22 protein-coding genes are annotated in these 24,587 nt (G+C 67.0%); 14 read left to right on the top strand and 8 right to left on the bottom strand.

Going from position 1 to position 24,587, the window contains the following annotated elements; translation table 11 throughout:
* Positions 1-329: 329 nt before the first annotated feature.
* Positions 330-1,157: an inositol monophosphatase family protein gene (locus R1H25_RS15395; RefSeq protein ID WP_049435104.1), complete on the bottom strand. Its 828-nt coding sequence runs from the start codon at positions 1,155-1,157 to the stop codon at positions 330-332.
* Positions 1,158-1,277: 120 nt separating this feature from the next.
* Between R1H25_RS15395 and R1H25_RS15390 the strand changes: the two genes are divergently transcribed.
* From R1H25_RS15390 to R1H25_RS15380, 3 genes are read left to right on the top strand one after another with little or no spacing between them, the layout of a single operon-like run.
* Positions 1,278-2,048, top strand: a complete 771-nt coding sequence (locus R1H25_RS15390; protein WP_317224030.1) for an RNA methyltransferase — start codon at positions 1,278-1,280, stop codon at positions 2,046-2,048.
* Between the two features lie 46 nt (positions 2,049-2,094).
* Positions 2,095-3,027, top strand: coding sequence for a phosphate/phosphite/phosphonate ABC transporter substrate-binding protein (locus R1H25_RS15385; RefSeq protein WP_317224029.1), 933 nt, complete (start codon positions 2,095-2,097; stop codon positions 3,025-3,027).
* On the top strand, positions 3,024-5,150 hold the full coding sequence (locus R1H25_RS15380; protein WP_317224028.1) for an EAL domain-containing protein: 2,127 nt from the start codon (positions 3,024-3,026) through the stop codon (positions 5,148-5,150). The genes R1H25_RS15385 and R1H25_RS15380 overlap by 4 nt, the downstream gene beginning before the upstream one ends.
* 73 nt (positions 5,151-5,223) lie before the next feature.
* Here R1H25_RS15380 and epmB read toward each other — a convergent pair whose 3' ends face one another.
* Positions 5,224-6,264, bottom strand: a complete 1,041-nt coding sequence (gene epmB / locus R1H25_RS15375) for an EF-P beta-lysylation protein EpmB (RefSeq protein WP_317224027.1) — start codon at positions 6,262-6,264, stop codon at positions 5,224-5,226.
* A 96-nt stretch (positions 6,265-6,360) separates the two neighbouring features.
* On the opposite strand from epmB, the gene efp reads away from it, so the two are divergent.
* The 5 genes from efp (at position 6,361) to R1H25_RS15350 (ending at position 10,626) form a co-directional block, all read left to right on the top strand.
* Positions 6,361-6,927, top strand: a complete 567-nt coding sequence (efp, locus tag R1H25_RS15370) for an elongation factor P (RefSeq protein WP_005410381.1) — start codon at positions 6,361-6,363, stop codon at positions 6,925-6,927.
* A gap of 206 nt (positions 6,928-7,133) precedes the next feature.
* On the top strand, positions 7,134-8,477 hold the full coding sequence (locus R1H25_RS15365) for a TRZ/ATZ family hydrolase (RefSeq protein ID WP_005410380.1): 1,344 nt from the start codon (positions 7,134-7,136) through the stop codon (positions 8,475-8,477).
* 24 nt (positions 8,478-8,501) lie between these two features.
* Positions 8,502-9,218 carry a bifunctional 2-polyprenyl-6-hydroxyphenol methylase/3-demethylubiquinol 3-O-methyltransferase UbiG gene (gene ubiG / locus R1H25_RS15360; RefSeq protein WP_317224026.1) on the top strand — a complete coding sequence of 239 codons (717 nt, stop codon included), beginning with the start codon at positions 8,502-8,504 and terminating at the stop codon, positions 9,216-9,218.
* Positions 9,215-9,910 (top strand): phosphoglycolate phosphatase, encoded by a 696-nt coding sequence (locus tag R1H25_RS15355; RefSeq protein ID WP_317224025.1) that lies wholly within the window; start codon positions 9,215-9,217, stop codon positions 9,908-9,910. Before ubiG ends, R1H25_RS15355 begins: the two co-directional genes overlap by 4 nt.
* A gap of 11 nt (positions 9,911-9,921) precedes the next feature.
* The gene (locus R1H25_RS15350; protein WP_317224024.1) at positions 9,922-10,626 is read left to right on the top strand and encodes a squalene/phytoene synthase family protein; all 705 of its coding nucleotides are present in this window, start codon (positions 9,922-9,924) and stop codon (positions 10,624-10,626) included.
* Positions 10,627-10,845: 219 nt separating this feature from the next.
* Here R1H25_RS15350 and R1H25_RS15345 read toward each other — a convergent pair whose 3' ends face one another.
* The 3 genes from R1H25_RS15345 to yidD are packed head-to-tail and all read right to left on the bottom strand — an operon-like array spanning position 10,846 to position 13,296.
* Complete coding sequence (locus R1H25_RS15345) at positions 10,846-11,694, bottom strand: M23 family metallopeptidase (protein WP_317224023.1); 849 nt, start codon at positions 11,692-11,694, stop codon at positions 10,846-10,848.
* The gene (locus R1H25_RS15340; protein WP_010486624.1) at positions 11,694-13,040 is read right to left on the bottom strand and encodes a dihydroorotase; all 1,347 of its coding nucleotides are present in this window, start codon (positions 13,038-13,040) and stop codon (positions 11,694-11,696) included. The genes R1H25_RS15345 and R1H25_RS15340 overlap by 1 nt, the downstream gene beginning before the upstream one ends.
* Before the next feature lies 1 nt (position 13,041).
* A complete protein-coding gene (gene yidD, locus R1H25_RS15335) occupies positions 13,042-13,296 on the bottom strand; it encodes a membrane protein insertion efficiency factor YidD (RefSeq protein ID WP_317224022.1) in 255 nt (84 codons plus the stop codon).
* Between the two features lie 272 nt (positions 13,297-13,568).
* Here yidD and dksA point away from each other — a divergent pair, with 272 nt between their 5' ends.
* Entirely contained in the window at positions 13,569-14,798 is a 1,230-nt protein-coding gene (dksA, locus tag R1H25_RS15330) for an RNA polymerase-binding protein DksA (RefSeq protein WP_317224021.1), read from the top strand.
* Positions 14,799-15,417: 619 nt separating this feature from the next.
* Here dksA and R1H25_RS15325 read toward each other — a convergent pair.
* Genes R1H25_RS15325 through cysS form a run of 3 tightly spaced genes read right to left on the bottom strand, consistent with a single transcriptional unit; the run spans position 15,418 to position 18,544 of the window.
* Positions 15,418-16,665 carry an MFS transporter gene (locus tag R1H25_RS15325; protein WP_109813560.1) on the bottom strand — a complete coding sequence of 416 codons (1,248 nt, stop codon included), beginning with the start codon at positions 16,663-16,665 and terminating at the stop codon, positions 15,418-15,420.
* Positions 16,662-17,114 carry a SufE family protein gene (locus R1H25_RS15320; protein WP_317224020.1) on the bottom strand — a complete coding sequence of 151 codons (453 nt, stop codon included), beginning with the start codon at positions 17,112-17,114 and terminating at the stop codon, positions 16,662-16,664. The genes R1H25_RS15325 and R1H25_RS15320 overlap by 4 nt, the downstream gene beginning before the upstream one ends.
* Positions 17,115-17,167: 53 nt before the next feature.
* Positions 17,168-18,544, bottom strand: a complete 1,377-nt coding sequence (cysS, locus tag R1H25_RS15315) for a cysteine--tRNA ligase (RefSeq protein WP_057500183.1) — start codon at positions 18,542-18,544, stop codon at positions 17,168-17,170.
* 188 nt (positions 18,545-18,732) lie between these two features.
* Here cysS and R1H25_RS15310 point away from each other — a divergent pair, with 188 nt between their 5' ends.
* The 5 genes from R1H25_RS15310 to R1H25_RS15290 all read left to right on the top strand — a co-directional run bounded on the left by R1H25_RS15310 (position 18,733) and on the right by R1H25_RS15290 (position 24,585).
* A complete protein-coding gene (locus tag R1H25_RS15310) occupies positions 18,733-19,302 on the top strand; it encodes a hypothetical protein (RefSeq protein WP_049447897.1) in 570 nt (189 codons plus the stop codon).
* Positions 19,303-19,620: 318 nt separating this feature from the next.
* Positions 19,621-20,631: an N-acetylornithine carbamoyltransferase gene (locus R1H25_RS15305; RefSeq protein WP_014037861.1), complete on the top strand. Its 1,011-nt coding sequence runs from the start codon at positions 19,621-19,623 to the stop codon at positions 20,629-20,631.
* A 120-nt stretch (positions 20,632-20,751) separates the two neighbouring features.
* Positions 20,752-21,945: an argininosuccinate synthase gene (locus R1H25_RS15300; RefSeq protein WP_317224019.1), complete on the top strand. Its 1,194-nt coding sequence runs from the start codon at positions 20,752-20,754 to the stop codon at positions 21,943-21,945.
* 148 nt (positions 21,946-22,093) lie between these two features.
* Entirely contained in the window at positions 22,094-23,182 is a 1,089-nt protein-coding gene (locus R1H25_RS15295; RefSeq protein ID WP_317224018.1) for an acetylornithine deacetylase, read from the top strand.
* A 74-nt stretch (positions 23,183-23,256) separates the two neighbouring features.
* Complete coding sequence (locus R1H25_RS15290) at positions 23,257-24,585, top strand: acetylglutamate kinase (RefSeq protein WP_049447893.1); 1,329 nt, start codon at positions 23,257-23,259, stop codon at positions 24,583-24,585.
* The last annotated feature ends 2 nt before the right edge of the window (positions 24,586-24,587 follow it).

Below are 24,587 nucleotides of genomic sequence, written 5' to 3'. Positions count from 1 at the left end.
GCTCTTGATCTTGACCTTCCAGTCCGCCTTCAAGCGAGCCGAGCACCGCAGGTCCGGCGAGGGCGAAGAGGTGCGGGTGTCTGAGCGCAGCGAGTTCCCGCACCGTCCCTCGACGGGCCGAGGAGCGCAGGGCACCGGCGTGCGCAGCACCTCGGCTCGCGGCCGGCGGAGCGTTTCTTTGGTTACTTTCTTTGCGCGCAAAGAAAGTGACACCCCACCGCGGTGGCGAAAATGACCCCAGGCATCGCCTGGCGCGCCAATGCGTCGGCGCGCAAACGAAAACGGCACCCTCGCAGGTGCCGTCTCCACGAACCGCTTTACACGGAACCTCAGAACTTCGCGTCGAACTCCGCCGCGTAGCCGGTGTTCACCAGCACCTTCTGCAGCGACTCGGCCACCTTCAGGTTGCCGGCCACGATCTGATGGGTGTCCGGGCCACGGTTGTCCATGCGGCCCAGGGTCGCGCCCTTGAAGTCGCAGACCTTGCCGCCCGCCTCGCGCACCAGCAGCAGGCCGGCAGCGATGTCCCAGGCCTTCACGCCGGCTTCGAAGTAGGCGTCGGCGCGGCCGCAGGCCACGTAGGCCAGGTCCAGTGCCGCCGAGCCGGTGCGGCGGATGTCCTCGCCGTGCACCAGCAGGGCGTCCACCGCCTTCAGCTGGGCGCTGGCGCGGCTGCGCTCGCGCGGCGCGAAGCCGGTGTGGATCATGGTGCCTTCCAGGTCCTTGCGGTCGGCCACGCGGATGCGGCGGTCGTTCAGCACGGCACCCGCGCCACGGCTGGCGGTGAACAGTTCATTGCGCAGCGGATCGAAGATGACCGCATCGGTCGGCTCGCCGTTCTCGACCAGCGCGATCGACACGCAGTAGTGCGGCACGCCGCGCAGGTAGTTGCTGGTGCCGTCCAGCGGGTCGATGACCCACATCTGGCGGCGCTCGCCCTGCACGCCACCTTCTTCACCGAAGATGCCGTAGTCCGGGTAGGCGCGCTTGAGTTCCTTGACGATGACCTTTTCCGCGTCCGCATCCACTTCGCTGGCGTAGTCCATCCGGCCCTTCTGCACCACGTTCAGTGCCTCGAGCTTGTTGATGTTGCGCAACAGGACGTTGCCGGCGAGGCGGGCGGCCTTGACCATGACGGTTACGGCGGGTTTCTGCATGGCGTGGGCTCCCGGAAAGGCAGAAGAGATGGACTGGCGGGGGAAAAGAGCGGGTCCGGCGCAGTGGCCGGCCGCACAGTTTACCATTGGTCATCGTCCAGCTCGACCTTTTCCCTGTTCATGTCCCAGTTTCCCGCCGCCACCCGTCTCCGATTCGTCCTGGTCGGTACCCAGCACCCCGGCAACATGGGGGCCGCCGCCCGTGCCCTGAAGACCATGGGCCTGGCCCGCCTGGTCCTGGTCGCCCCCGAAAAGCCACTGGATGAGGAGGCCTTCCGCCGTTCGGCCGGTGCCGAAGACGTGCTGGGGGATGCTCCGGTGGTGGCCACCCTGGCCGAGGCCGTGGCTGACTGCCGCCTGGTGCTGGGCTGCACCGCCCGTGCCCGCCGCGTCCAGCTGGAGGAGTACCTGCCCGCCGATGCCGCTGCCCGCGCGGTCGCCAAGGCCGGCGAGGGTGCCGAGGTGGCGCTGGTGTTCGGCCGCGAGCGCACCGGCCTGACCAACGAGGAACTGCAGCTCTGCCATGCAGCGGTGCACATCCCGTCCGACCCGGATTTCAGCTCGCTCAACCTGGCTGCCGCCGTGCAGGTGCTGGCCTATGAAACGCGCATGCAGCTGTTGGGTGCGCAGCCTGCGTCCGACGCCGAGCCGGGCTTCCGCGAGCAGGCGGCCAGCCACGAGCAGATGGAGAGCTTCTTCGCCCAGCTTGGCGACACGCTGGACGAGATCGATTTCCACAAGGGCCGTGCCCCGGAATCGGCGATGCGCAAGCTGCGTCGCCTGTTCCTGCGCAGCGAGCCCAGCGAGCAGGAAGTGCGACTGCTGCGCGGCATCCTCGCCGACACCCAGCGCATGGCGCGGCTGGCCCAGGCAGGCGGCAAGGACAGCTGACGACGTTCTCATTTTTTCGGGTAGTCTGTCTGGATACCCAGGGGGGATGAAGCCTGTGTCGGGTCTGCGAAAGGCAATGCAGGGGGGACTGCTGAGCCTGGCCATGGTCCTGCTGGCCGGGACGGTGCGTGCAGCACCGGACCCGGTGCTGGTGCTGGGCCGGATCAGCGATGATCCCAAGGCCCACTACGAGCAGCTGCAGCCCTTGCTGGACTACGTGGTGGCGCGCATGCACGACGTTGGCATCAAGGAGGGGAGGATCCTGATGGCACGCGACCCGCAGCAGATGGCCAGCTACCTGCGGCGGGGCAGGGTCGACTGGGTCACCGAAACCTCGGGTACGGCGGTGGCGCTGGGCCAGCGGAGTGGCGCACGGCCACTGCTGCTGACCGAGCGCAATGGCGTGCGCGAGTACCAGACAGTGTTCTTCGTGCGCAGCGACAGCCCGATCCAGCGCGTGCAGGATCTGCGCGGGCACCGCCTGGCGCTGCAGAACACGGCGTCGACCAGCGCCTATCTGGTGCCGGTGATGACCTTGCTGCAGGAAGGGTTGTCGCCGCAGATCCTGGCGGGTACGTGGGACATGCCGGGGCGGGACAGCGTGGGGTATGTGTTCGCGCGCAGCGAGTTGAACATCGCGACGTTCGTGCACAAGGGCGTGGTCGATGTGGGGGCGGTGAGCAGCGTGGACTGGAATGACGAGCGGCGGGTGCCGGCTGCGTTCCGGCGCGACTTCCGCGAACTGCTGCGTACCGAGCCTTACCCGCGTGCGGTGGAGATGGTCCGCGCCGACCTCAACCCACGCGTGCGCGATCGCCTGCAGGAAGTGCTGCTGCAGGCGGCCAGCGACCCACAGGCGCAGGGAGCGTTGCATCGGTTTTTTGGCACTTCCGGTTTCCACCGCGTCGATGCGCATGCGCAGCAGCGGTTGGATGAATTGAAACAAGGATTGACGCGCGTGCGGATGGAAGTGGAATGAAGTGGCTCGGCTCGGGGATGCAGGCCCGGTTCCTGCTCGCGATGGGCGGGGCGATGGTCGTGGTGATCGCGATCCTTGCGGTGTTGTTGGGGCGGCAGACCGCCATGCAGGGCGAGGTGCGCAGCCTCAGTGGTGGCGTCATCCATGAACTGTTCGACCGCAGCGTGCGCAGCCGCGGCGAAGCGATGGCGCGCGAGTTGTCCGATTCACTGGCCAATCCCCTGTACTACCGCGATCTGGACCAGGTCGGCGCACTGGTACGGGGCGCCGCGCGGCAACCGGTGGTGCGCTATGTGCTGGTGTTCGACGAACGTGGCCGGCTGGTGCATGACGGCTCGATCGAGGTATCCGGTTTCGGCCAGCCCATGGCCGATCCGCTGGCACCCAAGGCTGCCGCCGCACAGGCGTTGGTGGTGCAGGAATCGCCGAAAGTGCTCGACAACTCGATGCCGATCATGATCGGCAACCAGCGCATTGGCGGCGTCCGCGTTGGCATGGCGCTGGACGAGGTGCAGCAGCGTGAACAGGCCGCCAATACCACCCTGGGCGAGCGCCTGCAGCAGGTGGGCAGCCGCCACCTGGGCTGGCTGCTGCTGATGCTTGGCCTGCTGGTGGTGATTGGCGTGGTGGTGATCCTGTACGTGCAGCGCACCCTGGTGGCGCCGATCCGTGACCTTGCCGTCGCCGCCCGCCGCATCGAGGCCGGTGACTACCAGACGCCTTTGGCCGAGAACACCCGCGACGACGAGGTCGGCGAACTGGTACGTGGTTTCGCCCGGATGCGTGATGCGATCGCCCGCCATGACCGCGAAGTGCGGCGCATGGCCTATACCGACGCGCTGACCGGGCTGACCAACCGGCTGGCATTCCGCGAGGCGCTTGATCATCGGTTGATGGCTGCCCGTGCCGCCAATCACCGCTTGGGCCTGTTGTTCGCCGATATCGATGATTTCAAGCGGGTCAATGACACCCTTGGGCACGAAGCTGGCGATGAGGCATTGCTGCAGTTCGCGCAGCGCATCGGCCGTGCAGTCACCGAGGCCGGTGGCGATGAGGCCCTGCTGGCCCGCTTCGGCGGTGACGAGTTCGTGATCCTGGTCGGTGATGGTGACGTGGCCGCGAACGCGCGGCTGCTGGCCGAGGTGCTGGTGCGCGAGCTGGGCAAGCCGCTGGTGGTGCAGGGCAGGGAGCTGTTCCTGGGCACCTCGATCGGCGTGACCCTGTTCCCGGACGATGCCGCCGATGCGACCACGCTGCTGAAGAACGGCGACATCGCCATGTACCAGGCGAAGATGGCCGGCAAGAACTGTTATCGCTACTACAGCCGGGCGATGGACCATGCGGTCGAGCGCCGCGTGCACATGGAGCAGGAACTGCGCGGGGCCTGGGAGCGCGGCGAGCTGCGCCTGGCCTACCAGCCGATCTTCCGCATGCGCGACCGCCGCATGGTCGGCGTCGAAGTGCTGCTGCGCTGGCAGCATCCGACCCTGGGTACGATTCCGCCGTCAGTGTTCATCGAAGTGGCCGAGCAGAGCGGGCTGATCGAGATCATCGGCCCGAAGGTGCTTCGTGCGGCCTGCATGGAAGCCTCGCAGTGGCCACGTGGGGCCGGTGGCGATGATCTGTTCGTGTCGGTCAACGTGTCGCCGCGGCAGCTGCGCGGTGGCGAACTGCCGGCACTGGTTGCGCAGTGCCTGCATGAATCCGGGCTGCCGGCGTCGCGGCTGCACCTGGAGCTGACCGAAACCGCTGTGATCGGTGACGAAATGGTTGCCGCGCAGCTGCTGGACAAGCTGCACCGCACCGGCGTGAAGGTCTGGCTGGATGATTTCGGGACCGGCTTCTCCGGGCTCAGCCACCTGCGCCAGGTTCCCGTGGACGGCGTGAAGATCGACAAGAGTTTCGTGGCCGACATGCAGCGAGATCCCGACGATCTCGCACTGACCACGGCAATCATCGCCATGGCCCACGCGCTGGGCATCACGGTAGTGGCCGAGGGCATCGAGCAGCAGGCACAGTTCGAGCTGCTGGCCCAGCGCGGCTGCGATCTGGGACAGGGCTACTGGCTGAGCCACCCGGTCACCGCCACCGAAGTGGTACGGATGATCGAGTCGGGGCTCTGACACCAAAAAAGGGGACGGAGGGAATTAAGTCGCAAATGCATAAGCGACTTAATTCCCTCCGTCCCCTTTTTTATTACACCGGGCGCTTGCTCGGGTCGCCCGGCAGCTCGCGCACCAGTTTCGGAATCAGGTAACCGGACAGGCGCGCGGTCAACCCGGCAATCAATGCCTTGGCCTGGATGTCGTCCACTTCGAAGTGGGCCACGCCTTCGACCCGGTCCAGCTGGTGCAGGTAGTAGGGCAGCACGCCGGCAGCGAAACTGCGTTCGCTCAGGTCCTGCAGGGCCTGCACGCTGTCGTTGACCCCGCGCAGCAGCACCGCCTGGTTCAGCAGTTGGGCGCCGGTGCCGCGCAGGCGCGCCATCGCGGCGTCCACGCTGGCGTCGAATTCGTTGGCGTGGTTGGCGTGGACCACGATGGCCAGCGGCCACGGCAGGCCGCCCAGCCAGGCCAGCAGCTCCTCGTCCACGCGCTCGGGCAGCACGATCGGCAGGCGGCTGTGGATGCGCAGGCGGCGGATGTGCGGAATCGCGCGCAGGGCATCGGTCAGCTCAACCAGCTTGTGCGTGGCCAGAGACAGTGGATCGCCGCCGGACAGGATCACCTCGTCGATGTCCGGGTCGGCGGCGATGGCGGCTACGGCCTCCTGCCAGCCACCCTTGGCGGCGTTCTCCGCGCCATAGTCGAAGTGGCGGCGGAAGCAGTAGCGGCAGTTGATCGCGCAGCTGCCGGTGGCGACCAGCAGGGCGCGGCCACGGTACTTCTGGATGACGCCGGTTGCCTTCCTGGCCGCGGCATCGCCCACCGCATCGAAGCTGAACCCGGGCGCCGGCCGCATTTCCGCGTCGATTGGCAGCACTTGGCGCAGCAGCGGGTCGGCCGCATCGCCAGGGCGCATGCGGGCCACGAAGCCTTCCGGCACGCGCAGCGCGAACTGGGCCATGGCCGCCTCCGAGACGCCCAGCGCTGCCGGGTCCAGCTGCAGCCGGGCCAGCAGCGCATGCGGGTCGCGCAGCGCCTGGCGCCAGAGCTGCTGCCAGCGCGTGGGCGCACCTGGCGACTGGGGCCGGGGGAAGGCGGAAAGCTGCATGGAGAGGGGGCCTGCGGTTATCATGGGGGCAGAAAAACAGTCGCCCACCGGCATCCGGTGGGCTTTCCATTCTAACGGCTCGCCGCACCCGCGGCGTTTTTGCCACTCAGGAGTTTACGCATGGCCAGCTACGGCATGAACGACGTCAAGAACGGGATGAAGATCCTGGTCAACAACCAACCGGCCGTCATCATCGACACCGAATACGTCAAGCCGGGCAAGGGCCAGGCCTTCACCCGCGTGAAGTACCGCCTGATCAAGGACGGCCGTACCCAGGAAGTCACCATGAAGTCGACCGACTCGCTGGATGCAGCCGACGTCGTCGATACCGACATGAACTTCATGTACAGCGACGGCGAGTACTGGCACTTCATGGACCCGGAATCCTTCGAGCAGGTCCAGGCCACCAAGGCCGGCATGGGCGGCGCCGAGAAGTGGCTGAAGGGCGAAGAGTCCTGCGTGGTCACCCTGTGGAACGGCGAGCCGATCTTCGTGCAGCCGCCGAACTTCGTTGAACTGAAGATCACCGAAACCGATCCGGGCGTCCGCGGTGACACCTCGGGCGGCGGCGGCAAGCCGGCCACCCTGGAAACCGGCGCCGTGGTCCGCGTGCCGCTGTTCGTCAACCAGGATGAGGTGATCCGCGTCGACACCCGTTCGGGCGAATACTCCGCACGCGTCAAATAAGGTTCCGGCCATAGGCCGACCTACTGTAGTGCCGGCCGCTGGCCGGATACGTGCCATCGCATTCGCGCTGGCGCTTCCATGATCTGCTTCGGCAGATCATGGGCCCCGCTTCACGGGTCTCCAGACTCCGCCGCTTCGCGGCAGCCCCTGCTCAGGGGCGTGTTCCCCAGAAGTATCTCGCCGCCCCCACAGCCCAGTGAGCCCGCATGAGCGATAGCCCGCACCTCCCCGAAGCCTGCGACCTGCTCATCGAAGCCGGTTACGTCGTTCCGATCGAGCCGCATGCGGTGGTGCTGGAAGACCATGCCGTTGCCGTGCGTGGCAGCGAGATCGTGGCCATCCTGCCGCGTGCCGAGGCGCGCGCGCGGTTCCGCGCCACCCAGGTGGTCAGCCGTCCTGAGGCCGCGCTGATGCCGGGCCTGGTCAACGCGCACACGCACAACCCGATGACCCTGCTGCGCGGCGTCGCCGACGACCTGCCGCTGATGACCTGGCTGCAGCAGCACATCTGGCCGGTGGAAGCGGCGGTGATCGGCCCCGAGTTCGTTGCCGACGGCACCACCCTGGCCATCGCCGAGATGCTGCGCGGCGGCACCACCTGTGCCAACGAGAACTACTTCTTCGGCGACGTGCAGGCCGCCGTCTACAAGAAGCACGGTTTCCGCGCGCTGGTCGGCGCGGTCATCATCGATTTTCCCACCGCCTGGGCCAAGACCGACGACGAGTACTTCGCCAAGGCCGGTGAACTGCACGACCAGTGGCGCACCGATCCGCTGATCGGCACCGCGTTCGCGCCGCATGCGCCGTATACCGTCAACGATGCCAACTTCGAGCGGGTGCGGATGCTGTCCGACCAGCTCGACATGCAGGTGCACCTGCACACCCACGAGACTGCGCAGGAGATCAACGACTCGATCAAGCTGCACGGCCAGCGCCCGCTGGCGCGACTGGATCGGCTCGGCCTGGTCAACGACCGCCTGATCGCGGTGCACATGACCCAGCTGACCGACGCGGAAATCCACCTGTGCGCCGAACGTGGCGTCAGCGTGGTGCACTGCCCGGAATCGAACCTGAAGCTGGCCTCCGGTTTCTGCCCGGCCTGCGCCCTGCAGCGTGCTGGCGTGAACCTGGCGATCGGCACCGACGGCTGCGCCAGCAACAACGACCTGGACATGTTCAGCGAGAACCGCACCGCGGCGATCCTGGCCAAGGCCGTGGCCGACGATGCCACCGCGCTGGACGCGGCCACCACGCTGCGCGCTTCCACCCTGGGCGGTGCCCGCGCGTTGGGCTTCGGCGAGCGCATCGGCTCGATCGAAGTCGGCAAGCAGGCCGACCTGGTCTGCGTTGACCTGTCGGCGCTGGAAACCCAGCCGCTGCACAACGTGCTGTCGCAGCTGGTGTACGCCACCGGCCGCCAGCAGGTCAGCGACGTGTGGATTGCCGGCAAGCCGAAGCTGGTGCAGCGCGAGCTGGTTGGCATGGACCTGCCGGGCATCATCGCCAACGCGCGCCAGTGGCGCGAGCGCATCCGCCATATCCGCGCCTGATCCCTGGCGCCGCAAGGACTCCTCATGACTGCCCCCCACGCTTCCTCCAATTTCGATCAGGCCGAGCTGGACAAGTTCGCCGCGCTGGCCAACCGCTGGTGGGACGCTGATGGCCCGCAGAAGCCGCTGCACGCACTGAATCCGGTGCGCCTGAAGTACGTGGCCGACCGCGTGCCGCTGCGCGGCGCACGCGTGCTCGACATCGGTTGCGGTGGCGGCCTGTTGAGTGAAGCGCTGGCCCAGGCCGGCGCCGACGTCACCGCCATCGACCTGGCCCCGGAACTGGTCAAGGTCGCACGCCTGCATGCGCTGGAAAGCGGCGCCAAGGTCGATTACCGGCTGCAGGCCGCGGAAGACCTGGCCGCCGAGCAGCCGGGCAGTTTCGATGTGGTCACCTGCATGGAGATGCTCGAGCACGTGCCGGACCCTGGCGCGATCATCGAGGCCTGCAAGCGCCTGCTGAAGCCGGGCGGCCACCTGTTCCTGTCGACCATCAACCGCACGGCGGCCGCGTTCGCAGTGGCGATCGTCGGTGCCGAGTACGTGGCGCGGCTGTTGCCCAAGGGCACCCATCACTACCAGGAATTCATCAAGCCGGCCGAGCTGGCGCGCTGGCTGCGCGAGGCCGACATGCAGCTGGTCGATGTCAGCGGCATGGCCTACGAACCATGGCGCAACCACGCCCGCCTGAGCAGCCGTACCGACATCAACTACCTGGCCTACGCGGTCAAGCCGGCATGACCGCCGCCCGCTTCCCGCGCGCGGTGCTGTTCGACCTGGACGGCACCCTGCTGGACAGCGCGCCGGACTTCGTCGCCACCTGCGATGCGATGCTGGCCGAGCGTGGACGCGCGCCGGTCGATCCGACACAGCTGCGACCGGTGGTCTCCAAGGGCTCGCGCGCGATGGTCGGGGCCGCTTTCCCGGACTTGGATGCCGCTGCGCGCGATGCACTGATCCCGGAATTCCTGCAGCGCTATGAAGCGTTGATCGGCCAGCACGCGGTGCTGTTCGATGGCGTGGCCGGCATGCTCGCTGCGCTGGATGAGGCGGGTACGGTGTGGGGCATCGTCACCAACAAGCCCGAGTACCTGGCGCGCTTGATCCTGCCGCAGCACGGCTGGCAGCAGCGCTGCGCGGTACTGGTCGGCGGTGACAGCCTGGCCGAGCGCAAGCCGCACCCGTTGCCGCTGCTGCACGCCGCGCAGGCCATCGGCATCGACGCCGGGGACTGCGTGTACGTGGGCGATGACGAGCGCGACATCATCGCTGCGCGCGCCGCCGCGATGCCGTCGGTGGCAGCGCTGTGGGGCTACCGCCTGCACAGCGACGACCCGCTGGCCTGGCAGGCCGACGTGCTGGTCGAAAATGCTGAACTTCTGCAACTGGCCAGTCTCTGGCCGACCCGGCCGGCAGCCCCGGCCCAGCCGTAAGGAATCACGTAGTGAGCAGTACCGCGCTGGACAGTTTCCTCGACAAGTGGCGCAGCCGTTGGCCGGAATGGTCGGTGGCCGCCCCGTTCGTGGCCGAATCGCAACGCGAGCTTGCCGTGGCGTGGTTCGCGCTGCTGCAGGAGTTCGACGACATGCTCAACACCGGCGGCGATCCGCTGCCGGCCGACGCCAAGCTGGCGTGGTGGGGCGAGGAGCTGCGCAGCTGGGCCGCGCATCGTTCGCGCCATCCGCTGGGACGTCTGCTGGAGCCGGTGCGTGCGCCGTGGGCACAGTTGGCCGAAGCGCTGCCGGATCTGGTTGAAGCGCGCACCGTCGCACTGGATGCGGCCGGAGCCGAGCGTGCGCTGGCCAACTACGCCGAGGCCGTAGCGGCGGTGGAGGCGGTCTTGTTCGCGGACAGGCCGCGCACCGGCGCCGGTCGTGCGGTGCAGCTGCAGACCCTGGCCCAGCGCCTGCAGGATGCCGGCGTGGCCGGTGTGCCGCGCAGCCTGCTGGACGGTGATGCCAGCAGCGCCGCGCAGCGCTGGGCGCAGCATCTGTTGAAGGGGTGGGGCACCCGCGTGCCTGGCCCGCGCCCGCGACGTGTGTGGTCCAGTCTGGCGCGCGCCCGTGTGGCGGCGCAGGCCGCAGGCAAGCCGATTGAAGCTACTCCGGTGCGCACCCTGCTGCGCGTGTGGTGGGCTGCGCGCGGTTGATCGATCGGCCCTGCGGACAGCTTCTGGTGGGTGCGGACCTTGGTCCGCACGCTCTGAGGGATTGTGCCGACCAAGGTCGGCACCTACCAAAGCGCATTGCGCTCGGGGTGTGGTGGGCTGCCCGCGGTTGGTCGATTCTGGTGGGTGCGGACCTTGGTCCGCACGCTCTGTGAGGTTGTGCCGACCAAGGTCGGCACCCACCAAGGCGCATTGCGCGCGTTACTTGCGCTCCAGCACCAGCAACGGGTCGATACGGGTATCGAACCAGTTCATGCCCCAGTGCAGGTGCGGGCCGGTGGCACGACCGGTGGCGCCGACCGCGGCGATCACCTGGCCCTGTTCCACACGGTCGCCAACCTTCACGTCGATGCGCGACAGGTGCAGGAAATTGGAACTGACCCCGAAACCGTGATCGAGCAGCAGCGTGCCGCCGGTCAGGTACAGGTCCGGGCCGGCAAAGGTCACGATGCCGGCGGCCGGAGCCTTCACCGGGGTGCCGGTGGGCACGGCGATGTCCATGCCGGAATGACCGGCACCGGGCTGGCCGTTGTACACGCGGGCATTGCCGAAGCGGCCGCTGATGCGGCCCTGCACCGGCCAGATGAAGGTCTGGGTGAAGTCGGTACGGTCGTCATCGCGGGCGCGCGCGGCAGTCACCTGCGCCTGTTCGCGCTTGATCCGCTCGGCAATCGCCGGCGGCGGATTGACCGTCTTCGGCGGCACGCCGTTGACCCGCTCGGTGGGCCAGTCGCGCGGCGTCACCGCGATGGTCGCTGTCTCGCTGCCACCATCGGGGCGTTGCACCTGCACACGCAGCGGGCCCTTCTCGTCGCGGCCGATGCCGAACACCACGCTGCCATAGCCGCTGACGCGCAGCTGGCGGCCGGCGTACTGCACGTGGCTGCCGGCGGGCACCTTGCCGATCACCAGTGCGCCCTGCGACGCACTGGCCGGGAACACCACGCGGCTGTCGATCAGGCTGCCGATGGCATCCTGCGCGTGAGCCGACGGTACGCTGAGCAGGGGGGGCGCCAGCAGCAGCGCCCCGGTAAATAGAGCCGCGCGCATCAGCGGTCGTAGGTCATGCGCTGGCCGGCGGGCTCGCCCACCAGTTTGCTGCCGTCCCACACCAGCTGGCCGTTCACCCAGGTGGAGGCGACGCGCGAACGGAAGGTGGTGCCTTCAAACGGCGACCAGCCGCACTTGGACAGTACGTCCTCGCGCTTGACCGTGAACGGCACGTCTTCGACCAGGACAAGATCGGCGAAGTAGCCTTCGCGCAGGAAGCCGCGCTCCTCGACGTCGAACAGCTGCGCCGGCGCATGCGCGAACTTCTGCACCACCTGCTCGCGGGTCAGCTTGCCTTCGTGCACGCGCTCCAGCGCGGCCACCAGCGCGTACTGCACCAGCGGCAGGCCCGACGGCGCCTGCGCGTAGGGCTTCTGCTTCTCTTCCCAGGTGTGCGGGGCGTGGTCGGTGGCCAGCACGTCCAGCACGTCGTCGGCCAGCGCAGCGGTGATTGCCTCGCGGTCGGATACTTCCTTGATCGCCGGGTTGCACTTGATCAGGTTGCCCTTGGTCGCATAGTCCGGGCGCGCGAAGTGCAGGAAGTGCACGCAGGTTTCAGCGGTGATCTGCTTGCGGCTGCCGTCGGCGCGGATCAGCGGGCCCTTCTCGAACAGCGCCAGCTCGTCGGCGGTGGAGATGTGCAGCACATGAAGGCGGGTGCCGTGCTTGCGCGCCAGCGACATCGCCAGGCGGGTCGACTTGATGCAGGCCTCGCGTGAGCGGATGTCCGGGTGCATGTCCGGGGTCAGCGCATCGCCGTACTTTTCCTGGAAGGCCTTCAGGTTGGCATCGATCATCGGCGTGTCTTCGCAGTGCGTGATGATCGGGGTCGGGCATTCGCGGAAGATCGCATCCAGCGTTTCCGGGTTGTCGACCAGCATGTTGCCGGTCGACGCACCCATGAATACCTTCACGCCCGGGGCCTTCTTCGGGTCCAGAGCGCGGATCGCGTCCAGGTTGTCATTGCTGGCGCCGTGGTAGAAGCCGTAGTTGGCCCAGGCGCGGCCGCGCGCGAGCTCGTACTTGGCTTCCAGAATGGTCGAATCCAGCGTCGGCGGATTGGTGTTGGGCATGTCCATGAAGCTGGTCAGGCCACCGGCCACGGCCGCCGCCGATTCGCTGGCGATGTCACCCTTGTGGGTCAGGCCCGGCTCGCGGAAGTGCACCTGGTCATCGATCATGCCGGGCAGCAGCCAGCGTCCCGCCGCATCCACCACCTGCTCGCCGTCGCGCGGCGCCAGCCCATTGCCGATCTGCGCGATGCGGCCGTTCTCGATGCGCAGATCGCCGTCGAAGGTGCGGCCTTCGTTGACCATGCGGGCATTGGTGATGAGGGTGGAGGACATGTCAGTGTTTTCCTGTGCAGCGGCAAGAGGGGGCGTTGGGGGACTCGGGCACGGGGTCGAAGCCGCCGGGATGGAACGGATGGCAGCGGCCCAGCCGGCGCGCAGCCAGCCAGCTGCCGCGCAGCGGACCGTGCCGCGCGATCGCTTCCATCGCGTATTCAGAACAGCTCGGCACGAAACGGCAGCGTGGCCCCAGCAAGGGGCTGATGAAGCGCTTGTAGAAGCGCAGCAGGGCGATGAGCAGGCGCGAGATCACCCAGTCATCTTATGCCAGTTGGCATGAAGGCCGCATTTGTGCAGGATGGGCCGTTGGTCGCATGTCGCCGATGGCCTGCGACCGGTACCAGCACCTTCGGGTGTTGGCCAGGTTCCGTACCGCGCAAGGCGGTCCGTGTTCGTCGGACTGCCTCCAAGGGCGCCTTGACTCCAGGACTGAATGGAGCAGGGGGTCGAGGTTGCTGCTGCGGGTCGGGTAGGCTATAAAGGCCCGCTTTCCCGGGCCCCGGGGAATCCAAGGAAGAGCGTTTCGTGGCTGCTAAAAAAACTGCAAAGAAGGCCGCAACGGCCGCCAAGAAAACCGCCAAGCCTGTTGTGAAGAAGTTGGCGGCAAAGCCCGTTGCCAAGAAGCCGGCCAGCAAGCCGGCGACCAAGGCAGCGTCCTCGCAACCGGCGGCCAGGAAGGCCACCGCAAAGAAAGCGCCGGTCAAGGCAACCAAGCCGGTGGCGAAGAAGGCTGCTGCGCCCGCCAAGGCCAAGCCTGCCGCTGCCAGCAAGAGGGCGCCGGTGGCGAAGAAGGCCGCCAGCAAGGCCGCGCCGGTGAAGAAGGCCGCCGCCAAGCCGGTAGCGAAGAAGGCAGCAGCCAAGCCAGCGCCGAAGGCGGTGGTGAAGAAGGCTGCAGCCAAGCCGGTCGCCAAGCCTGCGGCAAAGAAGGTCGCTGCAGCTAAACCGGTTGCCACGCCTGCCGCTGTAAAGAAGGTTGCCAAGAATGTTGCCGTGCCGGCCGTCAAGCCGACCCCGGCCCCAGTAGTGAAGTCCGCACCGAAGCCTGCTGCCAAGCCGGCTCCGGCCAAGCCTGTCCCGGCCAAGACCGTGGCAGTGGCAGCAGCCCAACCGGCCTCCAAGCCGGCCCCGGCCGCCGCTCCTGCCGCTTCGAAGGCCCCGCAATCCAAGAATCCCGTGCCCGTTTCGAAATCGCCTGCCAAAACCGCCGTGAAATCCGATTCCGCCCCGAAGACCGTGTCGCGCCCTGTCGGCAAGGTTGCCGTGGCCGTCGCCGCCCGCTCGGCGGCACCGGCCCCGCGCAGCAAGTACAAGGTGGTCGAGTACAAGACCGACGAGGCCACCGGCCGCCCGATCCTGCCGGCTGGCTACAAGCCGTCCTCGGAAGAGGAATACATGAGCCCGCTGCAGCAGGAATACTTCCGTCAGCGCCTGCAGAACTGGCGCGCGGACCTGGTCGAAGAGTCCAAGCAGACAATCGAGAATCTTCGCGAGGAAGTGCGTGACATCGGCGACGAAGCCGAACGCGCGACCCGCGAGACCGAGAACTCGCTGGAACTGCGTACCCGTGACCGCTACCGCAAGCTGATCGGCAAGATCGACAGCACCCTGAAGCGCCTGGAAGCGGGCGACTACGGTTACTGCGTCGACACTGGCGAAGAAATCGGCCTGGAGCGCCTGGAAGCGCGCCTCACCGCCGAGCGCACCATCGACGCCCAGGAGCGTTGGGAGCACCTGCAGAAGCAGCAGGGCGACTGATTCCTGATCGTTGTCTGGTCATGCGAAAAACCCGGCTTCGGCCGGGTTTTTTGTTGGGTTCGGGTTGGCTGCGAAGAGCAGCGCCTTCCGGGTATCGGGGGTGAGCCTGCGGGTGGGTCCGGGCAGGACACGCTGCAAGTACATCCCTGTAAGCTCGGCCGCGGCATCCATGCCGCGGACGGTCCTGCCCGGACCCACCCGCAGGCTCTCGACGCTTCCCTGCGTGCACGGCCAATGTAGAGCCGAGCCCACGCTCGGCTCAGGCCGAAGCCGGAGGGCAAGGGAGAGCAAAAGCAAAAGCAGCCCAGCATGGCTTGGCTCTTCCAGGAGCGGTCATGCGTGCGCTCGCGGCTGTGTTGGGTCCGCCTTGTAGCGAGCCGAGCACCGCAGGGGAATCAGGGGCGAAGAGGCGCCGCTGTTTGAGCGCAGCGAGTTCGGCGCCGTCCCCGGATTCACTGAGGAGCACAGGGCACCGGTGCGCAGCACCGGCTCGCGGATGGCGGCGCGTTTCTTTGGTTACTTTCTTTGCGCGCGCAAAGAAAGTGACAAACCCATTCATCGAGGGAAAGTGACGTGGCCAGTCAAACGCCCGGCGCCGCCGAACGCGCTCTCCGCGGGGTCACTGCAGATCACGCAGATTCAGTTTCCGCAGCGTCGGGTTCTTCCACGCGGTGATCCCGGCCACGCTCAGCACCGCGAACCCACCCAGCACCACGGCCGGTACCAGGCCGAGCAGGCGGGCCATCGTGCCGGCATAGAACGCGCCCAGCTCGTTGGACGAACTGATGAAGATGCCGTTGATCGACGACACCCGTCCGCGCATCTCTTCCGGCGTGGCCAACTGCAGGATGGTCGAGCGGATCACCACCGAGACGCCATCGAAGGCCCCATAGAACAGCAGGATCAGCGCCGACAGCCAGAAGTGCTGCGACAGGCCGAAGCCGATCACGCACAGGCCGAACCCACCCACCGCGAACAGCAGCACGCGGCCTGCATTGCGATGCAGCGGGTGGCGGGCCAGCCACAGGCCCACGCACACCGAACCGAGTGCCGGCATCGCGCGCAGGATGCCCAGGCCCTCCGGACCGTGGTGCAGGATTTCGTGCAGGAAGGCCGGCAGCATTGCCACCACGCCGCCCAGCAGAACCGAGAACATGTCCAGCGCCATCGCCCCGACCATGATCCGGTTGCCGACCACGAAGCGCGCGCCTTCGGCGATGCTCTTGAAGATGGGCGCGGCAGGACCGGTGTGCACCGGTTCTTCCACCTTCAACGTAGCCAGGCAGGCCATCGCCACCAGCGCAAAGGCTGTTGCCACCGCGTAGGACAGGCCCTTGCCACCGAAGCCGACCAGCACGCCGCCCAGTGCCGGACCGGCAACCATGCCGGCCTGGAACACCACCGCGCCGAGGCCGGCGCCGCGCGCGAACTGGTCGCGGGCCAGCACGCGGGCGAACAACGCGTTGTAGATCGGCGACAGGAAGGCGCGGACCATGCCGGTCAGGGCGATGGCCGCATAGATGGGCCACACGCCTTCGAACGGCAGCCAGCCCTTGGCCACGCTGGTCAGCACCAGCGCGGTGGCGATCAGTCCGGAGCAGGCCGCCATGCCCAACCGGCGCCGCGGCAGGTGGTCGACCAGATAGCCGGCGAATGGCGCCACGCAGAAGAACGGCAGAACCTCGGCCAGGCCGATCAGTCCCAGCGAGAACGGATTGCGGGTGACTTCGTAGATATGCCAACCGACGGTGACCGCCACCACCTGGTAGGACAGCATCGCGAAGATGCGGTAGGCCAGCAGCTTGGCGAAGCCGGGCCGGGACAGCAGGCCCAGCGCGGTGTCTTCGGCTGTGGCAGGCTCGCTCACGACGGATCGCGCTGCAGCTGCGCCTGCGCGGTCTCGCTGATGAAGGCCAGCATCGCCGCCACACCGTTGCTGCGGGTGGGGGAGAGGTGGCGGGCCAGGCCGATGTCCTGGATGTAGCTCGGTTCGGTGGCGAGGATCTCCTGCGCCGAGCGCCCGGAGTACACACGCAGGGCCAGGAAGATCAGGCCGGAAACGATGGCCGAATCACTGATGGCATGGAAGCGCAGCGACTGCGCGTTGCCTTCCGGCACGATCCAGACCATCGACTGGCAGCCGAGCAGGCGATGCTCTTCGGTCTTCCATTCTTCCGGGAAAGCCGGCAGCTTGCGGCCGAGGTCGATCAGGTACTGGTAGCGCTCGGACCAGTCGCCGAAGAAGCCGAATTCCTCGGCGATGGCGGTCTGTGCCTCGGCGGCGGTGGGTTCAAGCGGGAACGGGGAGTCGGTCACAACGGTCTCTACGGTGGGGCGTGGCCGGCGGACCGGCCACGGGGCAGGGCAGGTCAGCCGCGCTTGCGCGACCAGCGCACGCCCTGCGGGGTGTCTTCCAGCACGATGCCTTCGGCGGCCAACTGGTCGCGGATGGCATCGGAACGGGCAAAGTCGCGGGCCTTCTTGGCGGCGGCACGCTCGTCGATCAGGCCCTGGATGCGGGCATCGTCGCCGCCGTCGCTGGCCGCAGTGCCGAACCACTGTGCCGGGTCGGCCTGCAGCAGGCCCAGCGCCAGGCCCGCACCAAGAAGCTCGCCCTTCAGGCGTGCCTGTTCGGCCGGGTCGGTGGCCCGGCGTGCATCGGCGGCGATGCGGGCCACTTCGGCCAGCGCCTGTGGGGTGTTCAGGTCGTCGTCCAGGGTCGCCTCGACCGTGGACGGGATCGCCACGACCGCGTCGACCGATGCCAGTTCGCGCAGGGTGCCGTACAGGCGGTCCAGGGTGCGCACCGATTGTTCGATCAGGCCGTCGGACCAGTCCAGCGGCTGCCGGTAATGGGCCGACAGCAGGGCCAGGCGCAGCGCTTCCGGCGGATGCTGGCGCACCAGATCGTGCACGCGCTCGATGTTGCCCAGCGACTTGCTCATCTTGGCGCCGCCGAAGTTGAGCATGCCGTTGTGCAGCCAGAAGCGGGCGAAGATCTTGCCGCCGTGGGCGCATTCGCTCTGCGCGATCTCGTTTTCGTGGTGCGGGAACTGCAGGTCGACGCCGCCGGCGTGGATGTCGATGGTCTCGCCCAGATGGGCGGCGGCCATCGCCGAGCATTCGATATGCCAGCCCGGGCGGCCACGGCCCCACGGCGATTCCCAGCCGGGCAGGTCGTCGCTGGACGGCTTCCACAGCACGAAGTCGCCCGGGTCGCGCTTGTACGGGGCCACGTCGACGCGGGCGCCCGCCAGCATTTCATCCGGGTCGCGGCGCGAGAGCTTGCCGTAGCTCTCGAAGCTGGCCACCGCGAACAGCACATGGCCTTCGGCGGCGTAGGCATGACCATTGGCGATCAGCTGTTCGATCATGGTGATGATCTGCGGCATGTGCGCGGTCACTTCCGGCTCGATGTCCGGCGGCACCACGCCCAGCGCGGCCATGTCTTCACGGTAGGCGGCGGCGAACCTGTCGGTGATGGTGCTGATCGGCACCCCCTGCTCACGTGCAGCGGTGTTGATCTTGTCGTCCACGTCGGTGATGTTGCGCGCGTAGCGCAGGCCACCGAAACGGCGCCGCAGCAGGTCGGCCAGCACCCCGAACACCACCGGGCCACGGGCGTTGCCGATGTGCACGTAGTTGTAGACCGTCGGGCCGCACACATACAGGGTCGGACAGGCCGGGTCGAGCGGAGTGAACGGTTCGAGCTGGCGAGTCAGGTTGTTGTGCAGGCGCAGGGTCATGGGGCTGTGGCTGGGGGACAAGCCTGTGATTTTAGAACGTGTCGGCCCCCTTTGGGGGCACCGCCTGCCACCGGTGGACGCCGGGTCCGCCCAAGGTGGGGTGGGCAGGAGCAGCGTGGACGGGTAATGTTCAGCCCCTTGCGCTCGCCACTGCCTACACTATTGCCGTGTCCTTGCCCCCTTCGCCAATGAAATCCACCGCGTTGCTGACCCTGGCCTGCCTGTCGGCGCTGGCCGCCGTGGCCCAGGCGCAGGAGGCCGAGCCCCGCAACCGGGTGGTGATCGTGGAGAACGTGAAGTTCGACTACGCGCAGGTGCTGAACGTCGAGCCCGTGTTCCAGACCCTCCGCGCGACCCGTACCGAAGAGCACTGCGAGCCGGTCTCGACCCGGACTCTGGCGCCGGTCAATGTCACCGGCGAGGAGCCGGTCGAGGACAAGGGCCGGATCAGCCGCTTCTGGGACTCGGTGCGCTCGATGTTCAAGCGCAGCGATGAAGAGGTCTCCGAGGACACCGCCGCCGAGTCACCGGCCCCGGCGCCGGCACCGGCCAACAACGGCCCGATGCTGACCCGCGACTGCCGCATCGTGCCGGTGGGGCGTGAATTCCGCAGGCCCATCGCCTACGACGTGGATTACGTCTACAAGGGCACCAAGTACCGCTCGCGGCTGCCGGAAGACCCCGGCAACCGGCTGAAGATCCGGGTGTCGATCACCCCCTGGGTCGGCCCCGAGCAGGGCACAGCCAGCAACCCCTGATTCTGCGACCCCGGCCCCTTGCGCCGGCCCCAGCCGCATGCAAAGATAATTGACCATGAAGCTCACCGACTTCCAGCACGACAGCAGCGCAGCCCGACAGGCGTCGGGCATGACCTCGCGTGCGCGTCGACCGGAACCCCACATCCTCGCTGGGTAACCGGAGCTTTTTGCTGTTCGTCCGAAAAAAACCCAGCCGCCCGGCTGGGTTTTTTCGTTTCTGCGTTCTGAAAGCTGCAACTGCAACCTTTTCGTTCCACCTTTGCTTCCTGTTTTCCCTTCCACCGCGTCGAACCCGGCGCCGCCACGCAAGGAAAGATGATGTCCCCCAAGCACTTCCTGAACACCCAGGACTGGAGCCGCAGCGATCTCGACGCGCTGTTGACCCAGGCCGCGCTGTTCAAGCGCAACAAGCTCGGCGACCAGCTCAAGGGCAAGTCGATCGCGCTGGTGTTCTTCAACCCGTCCATGCGCACCCGCACCAGCTTCGAACTGGGCGCGTTCCAGCTCGGCGCCCACGCGGTGGTGCTGCAGCCGGGCAAGGATGCGTGGCCGATCGAGTTCAACCTCGGCACGGTGATGGACGGCGACACCGAAGAGCACATCGCTGAAGTGGCCAAGGTGCTGGGCCGTTACTGCGACATCATCGCCGTGCGCGCGTTCCCCAAGTTCATCGACTGGGCCTACGACCGCCAGGACATCGTCCTCAACAGCTTCGCCAAGTACTCGCCGGTGCCGGTCATCAACATGGAGACCATCACCCACCCGTGCCAGGAGCTGGCCCACATCATGGCCCTGCAGGAGCACTTCGGCACCCAGGACCTGCGTGGCAAGAAGTATGTGCTGACCTGGACCTATCACCCCAAGCCGCTGAACACTGCCGTGGCCAACTCGGCGCTGACCATCGCCACCCGCATGGGCATGGACGTGACCCTGTTGTGTCCGACCGCCGACTACATCCTCGACGACCGCTACATGGGCTGGGCCGAGCAGAACGTGGCCGAGAGCGGCGGTTCGCTGAAGATCAGCCATGACATCGACAGCGCCTATGCCGGTGCCGACGTGGTCTACGCCAAGAGCTGGGGCGCGCTGCCGTTCTTCGGCAACTGGGAGCCGGAAAAGCCGATCCGCGACCAGTTCAAGCACTTCATCGTGGACGAACGGAAGATGGCGCTGACCAACAACGGTGTGTTCAGCCACTGCCTGCCGCTGCGCCGCAATGTGAAGGCCACCGACGCGGTGATGGATTCGCCGCAGTGCATCGCCATCAACGAAGCCGAGAACCGCCTGCATGTGCAGAAGGCGATCATGGCGGCGGTTGCCGGGCGCTAGATCGAACAAGGGGGTAGAGCCGACCGGTGGTCGGCTGCTCCCGCAGCGGCGCATCCAACATTCCAGCCGACCAACGGTCGGCTCTACCGAATTCTCATCCCCCAAGTGGACCTGATCCCCATGAGCAACAAAGACGTCGTTCTCGCCTTCTCCGGCGGCCTGGATACCAGCTTCTGCGTGCCGTATCTGCAGGAGCGTGGCTACAACGTGCACACCGTGTTCGCCGATACCGGCGGCGTGGATGATGAAGAGCGCGATTTCATCGAAAAGCGTGCCGCCGAGCTGGGCGTGACCAGCCACGTCACCGTCAACGGTGGCCCGGCCATCTGGGAAGGTTTCGTCAAGCCGTTCGTATGGGCCGGCGAAGGCTACCAGGGCCAGTACCCGCTGCTGGTCTCGGACCGCTACCTGATCGTCGATGCCGCGCTGAAGCGTGCTGCCGAGCTGGGCACCAACATCATCGCCCACGGCTGCACCGGCATGGGCAACGACCAGGTCCGCTTCGACCTGGCCGTGAAGGCGCTGGGTGACTACCAGATCATCGCGCCGATCCGCGAGATCCAGAAGGAACACACCCAGACCCGCGCCTACGAGCAGAAGTACCTGGAAGAGCGTGGTTTCGGCGTGCGCGCCAAGCAGCAGGCCTACACCATCAACGAGAACCTGCTGGGCCTGACCATGTCCGGCGGCGAGATCGACCGTTGGGAAGCTCCGGGCGAGGGTGCCCGTGGCTGGTGCGCGCCGCGCAGCGAGTGGCCGGAACAGGCGCTGACCGTCACCCTGAAGTTCGTCGAAGGCGAAGCCGTCGAACTGAACGGCAAGGTGCTGCCGGGTGACCAGATCCTGGCCCAGCTCAACAAGCTGTTCGCCCCGTACGGCGTTGGCCGCGGCGTCTACACCGGCGATACCGTGATCGGCCTGAAGGGCCGCATCGTCTTCGAGGCTCCGGGCCTGGTTTCGCTGCTGGCCGCGCACCGCGCGCTGGAAGATGCGGTCCTGACCAAGCAGCAGAACCGCTTCAAGCCGGACGTGGCACGCAAGTGGGTGGAGCTGGTGTACGAAGGCTTCTACCACGACCCGCTGAAGACCGACATCGAAGCCTTCCTGAAGTCCTCGCAGGCCAAGGTCAACGGCGAAGTGGTGCTGGAAACCCGTGGTGGCCGCGTCGATGCAGTGGCGGTGAAGTCGCCGCATCTGCTCAACACCAAGGGCGCCACCTACGCGCAGTCGGCCGACTGGGGCGTGGAGGAGGCCGAAGGCTTCATCAAGCTGTTCGGCATGAGCTCGACGCTTTACGCGCAAGTCAATCGCTGAGCGATTGAATTGCGCGCACGTCTCCCGCGCATTCCACCTTAACCCTGCGCCGTTGGCGCGCCCCCTTCAACAAGAAGGGGGCTCTCCACCAGACGCATCACGGTAGCGCCGGGCCATGCCCGGCGGAATTCCACAGGATCTTTGTTTCATGCTTGAACAGACGCTCGATCACCTGCAGGCCCTGGTGTCCTTCGACACCCGCAACCCGCCGCGTGCGATCACCACCGGTGGCATCTTCGATTACCTGCGCGCGAACCTGCCCGGCTTCAACGTCGAGGTGATCGACCATGGCGCCGGCGCAGTCAGCCTGTACGCCGTGCGCGGGACGCCGAAGTACCTGTTCAACGTGCACCTGGATACCGTGCCGGACTCGCCGCACTGGAGTGCCGACCCTCTTGTGATGCGCCGCCTGGACGACCGTGTGGTCGGTCTGGGCGTGTGTGACATCAAGGGCGCTGCCGCTGCGCTGGTGGCGGCGGCCAACGCCAGCGATGGCGATGCCGCCTTCCTGTTCTCCAGCGACGAAGAAGCCAACGATCCGCGCTGTATCGCCGCGTTCCTGGCCCGTGGCCTGCCATACGAAGCGGTGCTGGTGGCCGAGCCGACCATGAGCGAGGCGGTGCTCGCGCACCGTGGCATCAGCTCGGTACTGATGCAGTTCGCCGGCCGCGCCGGGCATGCTTCGGGCAAGCAGGATGCGGCCGCCAGTGCGCTGCATCAGGCCATGCGCTGGGGCAACCGTGCGCTGGACCACGTGGAATCGCTGGCTTCGGCGCGCTTCGGCGGGCTGACCGGCCTGCGCTTCAACATCGGTCGCGTCGAAGGTGGGATCAAGGCCAACATGATCGCACCGGCTGCCGAAGTACGGTTCGGCTTCCGCCCGTTGCCATCGATGGACATCGATGGCCTGCTGGCGACCTTCGCCGGTTTCGCCGAACCGGAAGCGGCGGTATTCACCGAAACTTTCCGTGGCCCCAGCCTGCCGGCCGGCGACATCGCCGAAGCCGAGAACCGCCGCCTGCTGGCACGTGACGTGGCCGATGCGCTGGAACTGCCGATCGGCAATGCCGTGGACTTCTGGACCGAGGCCTCGCTGTTCTCAGCGGGCGGCTACACCACGCTGGTGTTCGGCCCGGGCGACATCGCCCAGGCCCACACCGCCGATGAGTTCGTGACGCTGGACCAGCTGCAGCGCTACACCGACGCCGTGCACCGCATCATCGCCGCCGGCGCCTGATCGACCCCACAACGCCGCCCGGCCCTGCCGGGTGGAACTGCAACGCGGCGACCGCCGCCTGTGACGAAACCGAAATGTCTCCTGCCCTCCAGCCCCACCGCCAGACCCGCCAGACCATCGTGCGCCTGCTCTCCAGCATGGCCAGCGCGAAGGAGATCAGCCAGTACCTCAAGCGCTTTTCGCAGCTGGATGCCAAGCGCTTCGCCGTGGTCAAGGTCGGCGGCGCGGTGCTGCGCGACGACCTCGACGCGCTGACCTCTTCGCTGTCGTTCCTGCAGGAAGTCGGGCTGACCCCGATCGTGCTGCACGGCGCCGGCCCGCAGCTGGATGCCGAACTGTCGGCCGCCGGTATCGAGAAGCAGACCGTCAACGGCCTGCGCGTGACTTCGCCGGAAGCGCTGGCGATCGTGCGCCGGGTGTTCCAGCAGTCCAACCTGCGCCTGGTCGAGGCGCTGCAGCAGAACGGTGCGCGTGCCACCTCCATCACCGGTGGTGTGTTCGAGGCCGAGTACCTGGACGTGGACACCTACGGCCTGGTCGGTGAGGTGAAGAAGGTCAACCTGGCGCCGATCGAAGCCAGCCTGCGCGCCGGTTCGATCCCGGTCATCACCAGCCTGGGTGAGACCGCAGGCGGCCAGATCCTCAACGTCAACGCCGACTTCGCCGCCAACGAACTGGTGCAGGAACTGCAGCCATACAAGATCATCTTCCTGACCGGTACCGGCGGCCTGCTGGACGAGCAGGGCAACGTGATCGATTCGATCAACCTGTCCACCGAGTACGACCACCTGATCGCGCAGCCGTGGATCCACGGCGGCATGAAGGTGAAGATCGAACAGATCAAGGATCTGCTCGATCGCCTGCCGCTGGAATCGTCGGTGTCGATCACGCGTCCGGCCGACCTGGCCAAGGAACTGTTCACCCACAAGGGCTCGGGCACGCTGGTGCGCAAGGGCGAAAAAGTGCTGCGCGCCACCGCCTGGGACGAACTGGACCTGCCGCGCCTGAAGGGCCTGATCGAATCCAGCTTCGGCCGCACCCTGGTGCCGGACTATTTCCAGAAGACCAGGCTGCTGCGCGCCTACGTCAGCGAGAACTACCGCACCGCGGTCATCCTCACTGACGAAGCTGAAGGCGTGTACCTCGACAAGTTCGCCGTGCTCGACGACGCACAGGGCGAAGGCCTCGGCCGTGCGGTCTGGAACGTGATGCTGGAAGAAACGCCGCAGCTGTTCTGGCGCTCGCGCCATGGCAACCCGATCAATCACTTCTACTACGCCGAGTCCGATGGCTGCTACAAGCAGGATCAGTGGAAGGTATTCTGGTTCGGTGCCGATGGCATCGACCGGATCAAGACCTATGTCGATCATTGCGCGCAGCGCACCCCGAGCCTGCAGGGCTGAGC

It is taken from the genome of Stenotrophomonas veracruzanensis (genome assembly GCF_032911525.1).
Taxonomy (GTDB): Bacteria; Pseudomonadota; Gammaproteobacteria; order Xanthomonadales; family Xanthomonadaceae; genus Stenotrophomonas; species Stenotrophomonas africana.
The sequence above is the reverse complement of the archived record's forward strand: the minus strand, read 5'-3'. Positions and strand labels throughout refer to the sequence as shown.

What these genes read in the sequence shown, in the direction of transcription:
- R1H25_RS15355 (WP_317224025.1), top strand. Translation starts at nt 9,215, where the DNA reads ATGACCGCCGCCCGCTTCCCGCGCGCGGTGCTGTTCGACCTGGACGGC.
- ubiG (WP_317224026.1), top strand. Translation starts at nt 8,502, where the DNA reads ATGACTGCCCCCCACGCTTCCTCCAATTTCGATCAGGCCGAGCTGGAC.
- R1H25_RS15290 (WP_049447893.1), top strand. Translation starts at nt 23,257, where the DNA reads ATGTCTCCTGCCCTCCAGCCCCACCGCCAGACCCGCCAGACCATCGTG.
- R1H25_RS15385 (WP_317224029.1), top strand. Translation starts at nt 2,095, where the DNA reads ATGAAGCCTGTGTCGGGTCTGCGAAAGGCAATGCAGGGGGGACTGCTG.
- R1H25_RS15295 (WP_317224018.1), top strand. Translation starts at nt 22,094, where the DNA reads ATGCTTGAACAGACGCTCGATCACCTGCAGGCCCTGGTGTCCTTCGAC.
- R1H25_RS15390 (WP_317224030.1), top strand. Translation starts at nt 1,278, where the DNA reads ATGTCCCAGTTTCCCGCCGCCACCCGTCTCCGATTCGTCCTGGTCGGT.
- R1H25_RS15345 (WP_317224023.1), bottom strand. Translation starts at nt 11,694, where the DNA reads ATGCGCGCGGCTCTATTTACCGGGGCGCTGCTGCTGGCGCCCCCCCTG.
- R1H25_RS15380 (WP_317224028.1), top strand. Translation starts at nt 3,024, where the DNA reads ATGAAGTGGCTCGGCTCGGGGATGCAGGCCCGGTTCCTGCTCGCGATG.
- cysS (WP_057500183.1), bottom strand. Translation starts at nt 18,544, where the DNA reads ATGACCCTGCGCCTGCACAACAACCTGACTCGCCAGCTCGAACCGTTC.
- R1H25_RS15365 (WP_005410380.1), top strand. Translation starts at nt 7,134, where the DNA reads ATGAGCGATAGCCCGCACCTCCCCGAAGCCTGCGACCTGCTCATCGAA.
- R1H25_RS15340 (WP_010486624.1), bottom strand. Translation starts at nt 13,040, where the DNA reads ATGTCCTCCACCCTCATCACCAATGCCCGCATGGTCAACGAAGGCCGC.
- R1H25_RS15310 (WP_049447897.1), top strand. Translation starts at nt 18,733, where the DNA reads ATGAAATCCACCGCGTTGCTGACCCTGGCCTGCCTGTCGGCGCTGGCC.
- epmB (WP_317224027.1), bottom strand. Translation starts at nt 6,264, where the DNA reads ATGATAACCGCAGGCCCCCTCTCCATGCAGCTTTCCGCCTTCCCCCGG.
- efp (WP_005410381.1), top strand. Translation starts at nt 6,361, where the DNA reads ATGGCCAGCTACGGCATGAACGACGTCAAGAACGGGATGAAGATCCTG.
- R1H25_RS15300 (WP_317224019.1), top strand. Translation starts at nt 20,752, where the DNA reads ATGAGCAACAAAGACGTCGTTCTCGCCTTCTCCGGCGGCCTGGATACC.
- R1H25_RS15305 (WP_014037861.1), top strand. Translation starts at nt 19,621, where the DNA reads ATGTCCCCCAAGCACTTCCTGAACACCCAGGACTGGAGCCGCAGCGAT.
- R1H25_RS15395 (WP_049435104.1), bottom strand. Translation starts at nt 1,157, where the DNA reads ATGCAGAAACCCGCCGTAACCGTCATGGTCAAGGCCGCCCGCCTCGCC.